5 protein-coding genes and 2 pseudogenes are annotated in these 8,367 nt (G+C 47.4%); 5 read left to right on the forward strand and 2 right to left on the reverse strand.

The features are described 5' to 3' along the window. Positions 1-96: 96 nt before the first annotated feature. Positions 97-1,462: pseudogene (locus tag H532_RS18980) on the forward strand (ISLre2 family transposase). Positions 1,463-1,786: 324 nt separating this feature from the next. Here H532_RS18980 and H532_RS0113580 read toward each other — a convergent pair. After that, the gene (locus tag H532_RS0113580) at positions 1,787-2,956 is read right to left on the reverse strand and encodes an IS256 family transposase (RefSeq protein WP_027725925.1); all 1,170 of its coding nucleotides are present in this window, start codon (positions 2,954-2,956) and stop codon (positions 1,787-1,789) included. Positions 2,957-3,195: 239 nt separating this feature from the next. On the opposite strand from H532_RS0113580, the gene H532_RS0113585 reads away from it, so the two are divergent. From H532_RS0113585 to H532_RS18985, 3 genes are all read left to right on the forward strand, one after another. After that, positions 3,196-5,367: a YhgE/Pip domain-containing protein gene (locus H532_RS0113585; RefSeq protein WP_027725926.1), complete on the forward strand. Its 2,172-nt coding sequence runs from the start codon at positions 3,196-3,198 to the stop codon at positions 5,365-5,367. A 263-nt stretch (positions 5,368-5,630) separates the two neighbouring features. Next, positions 5,631-5,768 (forward strand): LacI family DNA-binding transcriptional regulator, encoded by a 138-nt coding sequence (locus tag H532_RS20870; protein WP_233504918.1) that lies wholly within the window; start codon positions 5,631-5,633, stop codon positions 5,766-5,768. Positions 5,769-6,014: 246 nt separating this feature from the next. Continuing rightward, positions 6,015-6,290 carry a hypothetical protein gene (locus H532_RS18985; protein ID WP_245566479.1) on the forward strand — a complete coding sequence of 92 codons (276 nt, stop codon included), beginning with the start codon at positions 6,015-6,017 and terminating at the stop codon, positions 6,288-6,290. 140 nt (positions 6,291-6,430) lie between these two features. On the opposite strand, the gene H532_RS0113605 is transcribed toward H532_RS18985, so the two are convergent. Beyond that, complete coding sequence (locus H532_RS0113605) at positions 6,431-7,660, reverse strand: IS110 family RNA-guided transposase (protein WP_027725928.1); 1,230 nt, start codon at positions 7,658-7,660, stop codon at positions 6,431-6,433. Between the two features lie 420 nt (positions 7,661-8,080). Here H532_RS0113605 and H532_RS20035 point away from each other — a divergent pair. After that, a pseudogene (locus H532_RS20035) lies at positions 8,081-8,324 on the forward strand (PH domain-containing protein); the annotation flags it as partial. Positions 8,325-8,367 lie beyond the last annotated feature (43 nt).

Here is an 8,367-nt window from a genome sequence, read left to right on the forward strand (position 1 = left end):
AAGCGCGGTAGGATCCCAAGCAGGAAACATGAAAAAGGACTCTCTCCCTGGTAAGATGATCATTGTCCACACCATCAAACAGGAGGAGAGAGTCCCATGAATATTCAACAACATCTTACCACAAATTCGTTGACATGGAAAGAGATCGAACTTGATTTGTTTCGAGCCTTGCAAAACGCCTTCACCGAGCTGTTTACGGCTTTGTTGGAGGACATCGACCGACAATTGGCGGAAACCCGGGACAAGCGCCGGTACCACTTGAAAGACAAACGACGCACCACGATTCAAACCCTGTTTGGCGAAGTTACCTTTGAGCGAAACTACTATTTAGACCGAGAACAAAACCGTTACACGTTTTTGCTTGACTCCTTTTTAGCGTTTGATGGATCACAGTCAATCAGCCCTTGTCTAGAAGAAACAGCGGTGGGATTGGCTATGGAGTGCTCTTCCTATCGCAAAGCGGCTCATACGCTTGCCCAGATGGTCGGGTATCCGGTGATGAGCCATGAGGCGATCCGCCAGTTGGTGCTCGAGGCTGAAGTTCCGCTGCACTGCCCGGTTGACCAGCGATATGGACGGGTGCTGTTTGTGGAGGCCGATGGACTGTTTGTCTCTCGCCAAGGGAAGGGAAAACGGGCCAAGGAAGACAAAATCCTGACCGTTCACGAAGGGTGGAAGCGCAACGGCTCACGGATCGAATTCGTGAATCAGCGCCATTACGTCCATGAGGGCAAGAGGGAGGTGTGGGAAGGCTTCGAGGAATTTTTGATGAACGAATATGCCTATGATCCGTGTCGGGATCTTCTTGTCATCAACGGGGACGGCGCTCCATGGATTACCGCATGCCGGGAGTATTTCAAAGGACGGGTCTGCTTCCAATTGGATCGATTCCACGTGGCGCGTGAGTTGCGCCAATGCCTCTCGGGCCATCCACGGTGGCAGGCGATTCGGCAAAAGCTGGCGAAGCAGGATGAAGAGGGGTTGCTTGTGGAACTGAACAGCGCCCTCGGCACGCTGGGGGACGAAGCGAAAGAACAACAGCTGGCTGCCTTGATCCACCGGATTGAATCGATGCCGGGATGCATCCGTGATTACCGGGAATGGCTGAAGGAGCAAGGAGTGGACACAACGGGCATGTATCCGATGGGGAGGGCTGAAAGCGTGATGAGCCAGCTGGCGTATCGGGTGAAATACCGCCGCAGTTGGACAGACAAGGGACTCAGGACGTTTTTCAAGGCAATGATTGCCCGGATGGATGGGATTCGTCTTTTCGGACGTCGTTTCGGAGAAGAATCGTCGCATCCGGCGGAGGAAACGGCATCTACCAAACAGACGATCGTGAACAAGGCGAAACAACGCGTCCGCCGTCTTCTTCCGGAGGTAACGCGGAAACAAGCCATATTTACAGCAATCGTCCGGGACTCCGATCTATCATGCCCTGTCTGAACTCAAGGGATGGTAAAAAAAGGTATACATATCGGTCTGTCATGGCAAGGGATGAGAGTCCGAAAGCGCTTACGGATGAAATTCAAAAAAATGGTTCGCCAATCTATGACTTACACCTGTTTTCAGCGAACCAAAAAAGTTCCCACAAAATCTTGACTGACTCAAGCGGACACATAAACATTGGTACCGTCAAGAATTTTGTGTAATGTAAGATAGATAAGGTATCTCTGAAATGGATTTAGAATAGAGGGGGGATATTTCCTCCACACAAGAGACTGAATATTCAGTCTCTTGTGTGGAAAGGGAGAATCCCCTTATTTTGTTTATTTACAATATTTGGTTAATGATAACGTTCTTCAAACATTCGCTCGAGGGCTTCCTGCGCTTCGGCAAATCCTCGCAACTTTCGTTCTGCCCATTTCTCGTTAAAATCTTGAACGGTCAAATATACGACTTTTTCAGCTGCTTCTAAACTGCTCAAACTGTTCATCGGCTTTAGACGTTTCCGAATCTCCTTGATCGTTCGTTCGATGGCATTGGTCGTGTAAATCACACTTCGAATACGGCTTGGATAATCCATACATGTAAGGAGGACATCCAACTCATTGGCCCAAGATTGGACTTCTCTCGGGTACTTGCTGGACCATTTCGACTCAAACTGTTGAAACATCTGTAACGCTATCTCCTTATTCGGTGCGCGATCAATCAGCTTGAGATCCTCTGCCACTTCAAATTGATCTTTTTTCCGAACACGATGTAAGGTATTACGTACTTTGTGAACGACACAGCGCTGCACATCGGCTTTCGGATAAACCGCCTTAAAGGCTTCCTCCAGCCCCGGAAGGCCATCGAAGACGCCCAGAAGCACTTCCTTGACGCCTCTTTGATAGAGGTGTTGAAGAATTTCCTGCCATACATAGGCACTTTCTTGTCCTCCCACAAAGAAATCAAGAATTTCGCGATACCCTTCTTCATTCACCCCTAACACCACATAAATGACTTCTTTCTCCACGGTTTCGCAACGAAGTTTTGCGTATAAGCCATCCAAATATAAGACCGAATAACGCTTGTGTAGAGGGCGAGTGTGCCATTTCTCGATGTCTTCCTTCACGACATCGGTAATACGACTGATTGTTGCGGGAGAATAGGCATTGCCTAAAATTCGTTCAATAAACTTGCCAATTTCACGCGTACTCATGCCACTTTGATACATCCTGATGATGGCTTCCTCCAGCCAGCCGGTGTGGCGTTGGTAAGGAGCGAACAATTGGGTTTGAAATTCTCCGTTTCGGTCTCTAGTGACCAAAAGACCTTCAATCCGGCCATATTGCGTATCTAGATTTCGTTGATAGTAGCCGTTTCTCATATTTGATGTTCCGGCCTGTTCGATTTCGAGGAAATTCTTGATTTCTTCCCGCATGATCAGTTCTAATTTTTCCTTTACAAACTGACGAATGACACTTTCCAGTTGATTTGCCCAGTCGACATTCGGTATACTTCTTTTAGACATAGGTAGGGTTCTCCTTTCTCTGGAATGTGTTGTGGTCCAAATCAGAGAATACCCTACCTTTTTTCTTTTGGTCTAGCAAAATGCTTTACACAAAATTTTATACATCATCTGCTGGTTAGCCAGCAGTTTTTTGTAAACATACTGTGCTCGTTTCCAATCCGCCGCTTATGTTTAGTTTTTTTTTCATTGGTTTATACTAACAAAAGCAGTTTAATCACACTAAAGGGAAGTTAAGGTTCGTGAAAAAGATATGGAATCTTTATGTTCACGATATGAAGCAAATAGCAACAAACTGGGTAGCGGCGGTATTGGTAGGCGGATTGCTTCTTCTGCCATCGCTTTATGCGTGGGTGAATATCGAAGCTTCTATTGATCCGTATGCCAACACGAGAAACATTAAAGTAGGAATTGTCAATGAAGACAAAGGGGCAAAAATTCAAGGACATGCGTTTAACGCCGGAAAAGAAATTGTTAGGGCGCTACGAAACAATCATGACTTAGGCTGGAAATTTGTTGGCAAACAAGAAGGAATGAAAAACGTCCGCAATGGCGATTATTTTGCGACGATCGTCATTCCAAGCGATTTTTCAGAAAAATTGGCTACCATTGTGCAAGATAGGCCGGAGCAGGCCGTCATTCATTACTATGAAAATGACAAAAAGAACGCGATTGCGCCGAGAATCACATCCAAAGGAGCAAGCACCATCACCGAGCAAGTAAGCGATCAATTTGTCGCTGTTGTCAACAGCGTTTTGTTTTCTATCTTTCATGAAGCGGGGGTGGCATTAGAACAACAGCTGCCAGATATTCGCCATTTTGAGACCCTGATTTTTCAGCTGCAGACGAAGCTGCCGGAAATCAAGCGGCTGTTAAACCAATCGATGTCCGACGCGAAAGAGGCGGAACGGCTCGTCAATAAAGCGGAAAAAACGCTTCCCGAAGCGAAACGGATCGTCAACAGCGGCATTGCGTTTCTTGATGAAATGAATCAGTTTTTCACGAAAGCGGAAGCAAAAGCAAAGACATTGACGCCGCAAATCACGGAAAATTTGCGTACGCTGCAGCAAATCGCCATGTCCATCTATGCCGTAACTAACAAGCTGCAAGAAAACCTTTCCCTTGCCCAGCAGCGGCAATGGCTTTCCGACGTCCAGAGCATGGCCGCAGCTGGGGAACAAATGGCAGATGAAGCGCAAACACAGCTTCGCATATTCAATAACATGATCGAAAAGCGAGCTTTCTCTCGCACGGCTTCCGCCAATATGGAACAATTGTCCGGCCGTCTGACAGGCATAAAATCCAATTTAAGAGAAGCACAACGCCTTGCCAAGTTAGCGTACGAGCAAAGTGAAAACGGGGCGCAGCTAGGCAACCATCTTCTCACCGACCTAAATGAGCGGGCGGCAGCTGCGGTAAAGCAAGTCGATCGGGTGATGAATGAATACGAGCAACATATCGCACCACTCATGAAAGAAAAAATGAACGAAACGAAGCAGACGCTTCAAGACGCCCGCCGCATACTCGCGGACATCGCCAACACCATTCTGGAATTAGAGCGGTTTCTTCAGCACGCCGGCAGCGGTCTCAAGCAGGGGGAAGAAATGTTGCAGACGGCAAGCGATCAGTATCCGTTTCTTGCGCGGAAAGTCAACGATATCGCTTCCTTTCTTGTAAAATTGAAAAAAGAGACAAACATCTACGACATCATTCGTTTATTAAAAAATGATCCAAGAGCAAAAGGTGAATTTTTGGCCCATCCCGTCGACTTAAAGACGCATAGATTGTTTCCGCTTCCGAACTATGGATCGGGGATGAACCCGTTTTATACCGTCTTGTCCATATGGGTGGGCTGTCTGCTGTTAGTGTCGTTACTTTCTACCGAACCTTATGAGGCAGAAGGGTATACCAGCAGAGAAATTTATTTTGGCCGGCTGCTGACGTTTTGGACATGCAGCAGTATTCAGGCGCTTATTGTCACGTTAGGAGATGTATTTCTTTTAAAGCATATTTATATTCATGACTCCGGCTGGTTCATCCTCTTTGGGCTGTTATGCAGCTTTGTGTTTATTGTCATTGTCTTTACGCTCGTATCAGTATTCAGCGACGTCGGCAAGGCGCTGGCCATCGTCCTGCTCGTTTTCCAAATCGCCGGAGCAGGGGGGACGTATCCGGTTCAGCTTATTCCGGAATTTTTCCAAAACATCAACCCGTTTTTTCCGTTTACGTATGCGATTGATTTGATGCGCGAAGCAGTCGGCGGCATTGTGTGGGGAAAAGTGAAAAACGATGCGGTTCGTCTCATGATGTTTGCCGTCCTGGCTCTCTTATTAGGTACGCTTCTGAAAGAACCGTTGAACAAATACATGCATTCGCTGCATGCGAAAGCGAAAAAAAGCGGATTGTTTCATTAAACCATGCGGCATAGGCAAAATGACCGCCTGGCTTTTTTGTTTATATCCGATGACGCCATCGATGGGAAACAGAAACAGCCAGCGCGGATATGGACGCTGTTTTAAAAAAAATAGATTCGTTACGGCGGAAGGCACGGATTTGATTCGTGCCTTTTTTCATGACGAAGTTGCAAATGATTTGACAAATGAATGCATGTATAATATCCATCTTGGAATGAGGCTTTGAAAACGAACCGGACCAAACGGTATAGAGGCTAACTTTAGTGGGCTACACCATTAAAGACATCGCGTTGAGGGCTGGTGTTTCGAAGTCGACGGTTTCGCGCATCATTTCGGGAAAAGGGGTTGCAAGTCCAGAGACGCGTGAAAAAAGTATTAAAGATGAAGGAGCTGCAGTATAAACCAAATGCCTTGGCAAGGGCGATGGTTTCGCAGCGAACGAACAATATAAGCGTAGTGGTTTATCATTCACGTTCTCCAATGGCTTCGATCCTATAATTTTTCTTGAAACATGCTCATTTTCCTGCTTTTCCAAAAGTTTGTTATTCTACAGTAACAGATAGTTAAAGATGGAAACTTCTTGTATACTAAATACGTATAACCATTACGTCGATGGATTGTCTTTGTTTAAGGGGGATAGAGAAATCATGAATGGAGAGCCCGGAAAAAGAATCTCCGAACGAGCGCTATCGGTATGGCGGATATACGGCATGATCGGATTGGCCGTTTCTTTTATCGTCTTTGCGGCTATCATTGTCCTTATTATCGTTTTTGACGGACCGAAATGGATTATTCCGATGCTGATTATTATATTGATTGGAGAAGGCTATTTTTTTATCTTCTTTATTCCCGCATTGCGTTGGCGGAGATGGCGTTATGAAGTGCGTGAACAGGAAATCGAGATTCAAAAAGTCCTACGGTAATATGTCAAGGTGAAAAATCATAGAAATTGGAAATTCCCTTGTCCGATGATCCGAAAAAAGGCAATACTGAAGAAACCCAGTATTGGTACATGTAATAAACTGGGTCTAAAGGTTGATATTGGTATACCAGATCGATCCTCTTATCGATCTTCCCCCTTTCTTGGCGTGTAGATTTGACCGTTGCGTAGCAGCGCATCGATCACACGCACGAGTTTTCTAGCGGTGAGGACGAGGGCTCGTTTATGTTGGTGTTTGGGCACTTCCTCATACTTCTTCCGGTAGTACGCACGAAACGTCGCATCATGCCGTTGCACCGAGTTGGCAGCCTCCACTAGGTAGTAACGGAGATAGCGATTGCCGGAACGAATGAGGGAGGTGTCCTCGGCTTGAAAACGGCCCGATTGGTGCTTGGACCATGTCAAGCCGGCATATTTTGCCAAGGCGGCCTGGTTGTGAAACCGCTCGATTTGCCCGATTTCGGCCAGGATGCCTGCGGTATAAACCGGTCCGATGCCTGGGATGGTTTGCAGTGTGTTCGGAATGCCTTCAAGATGGCGGGTAATGGCTTTATCGAGCTCTTTGAGCTGCGATTGCAGGCTGCGGATTGATTGAATCGACAGCCCTAACAGCAAGTCGATGGAATCCTCGACACACTTGGACAACCGATACGACGAACGGGCCGCCTTTTGAATCGACTTGGCGATGCATTCCGGATCGGCAAAGCGATTGCGCCCTTTTTGGCGCAGGAAGTCGGCCAACTGCTTGACATCCATTTGGCAGATGTCATCGAGGCTCCACGACTCAAGCAGCAGTTCGAGAATGGCATGTCCGAAGATCGAACTGTCCACCTCTTGGGTAAAGGAACTGCATTTGTAAAACAAGTGCTGGAGAAAATACTGTTTCTCACGGGTTAACTGGTGGACGAGATGATATCGCATGCGTGTCAGTCGCTGAAGCGCGAGAAACTGCTCCTTGAGGACAGCCGTCATCTTCAGACGGCCGAAGCGAAGCCGATCCGCAATGATCCAAGCATCGATGTCATCCGTTTTCTCCAAGTCGACATAGGCTTCTTTAAACTTGCGAATGAGCTTTGGATTGATCGTAAACACCTTGACGTTCCAAGCCTGCAAGGCCTCCTGCTGGTGGAAAAACATAGCTGGATGCCAACTGTAGACCGAGGTGGCTTCCATCCCGATCAGAATTTCGGTTGGCTTTCGCTTGTTAGCCCACAGGAGGATTTGATCCCGAAGGAAGGTGGCGCCCAGAAGATGATTATCCACTTTGAAGCGTGCGCACGTATTTCCTTCATGATCCATAATGCAGGTGGCTAAGTCGCGTGAGCTCACGTCGATCCCGACGTAGAGTTTCATGAGATCACCTCCTATTGTTGTAGGATCGAGGGGTAGGACTCTTCGGGATGCCCCCGGATCGCGCCTGTTGACCAGTCACCCTCGCATATGAGAACTCACGTTGGACCATGGGCTGCCCTGGAAGCTGCTCCTTCCAGCATGGGGAAAACCAACGGGAACAGCCTGCGGGTTAGACGTCCAAACAGGGGCCGAGGAGACAGACTTTACAAGTAGTCAAAGCTACAGGAGTGAGAAGAGTATCCCCGATGATCCTAAGACCATTATCCAGGAACATTGCGAAAAGTCCAACCCCGGTACGCTCAACCCTTTGTGGGAGGGGCGCGCCCCTCCCACAAAGGCAACCACCCAAGATATGCGATTGTCAAGGAGCGTATCGGACTGGAAATTCGATAAAAAAACTTTCTGAAACTTAGTATACGAGGACTGTTTGTCGTGAAACGTACATTGATTCCAATGATTCGGGTCCAGCATGTTGATTCAAGTCAAGGGCCATTATTAAAAAAAATACAGACTGGCATCCGTCACCATTTCCACTGCCGCAACGGTGCATGAAATTCCGGCACTTGATGAGGAGGAAGCGGAGGAGCTGCGTTATTTCCGCCATCGTCATTTTTGTCGTGTGAGTAAAATGTTTGTGGGAAAAATTCTTAGAATTCCCCGATGAGGGGGTTGGGAACGTAGGTTCGCAATCCCCCTCATCGGGGCCA

Origin of the sequence: Tuberibacillus calidus DSM 17572 (genome assembly GCF_000430685.1) — a bacterium.
Lineage (GTDB): Bacteria > Bacillota > Bacilli > Bacillales > Sporolactobacillaceae > Tuberibacillus > Tuberibacillus calidus.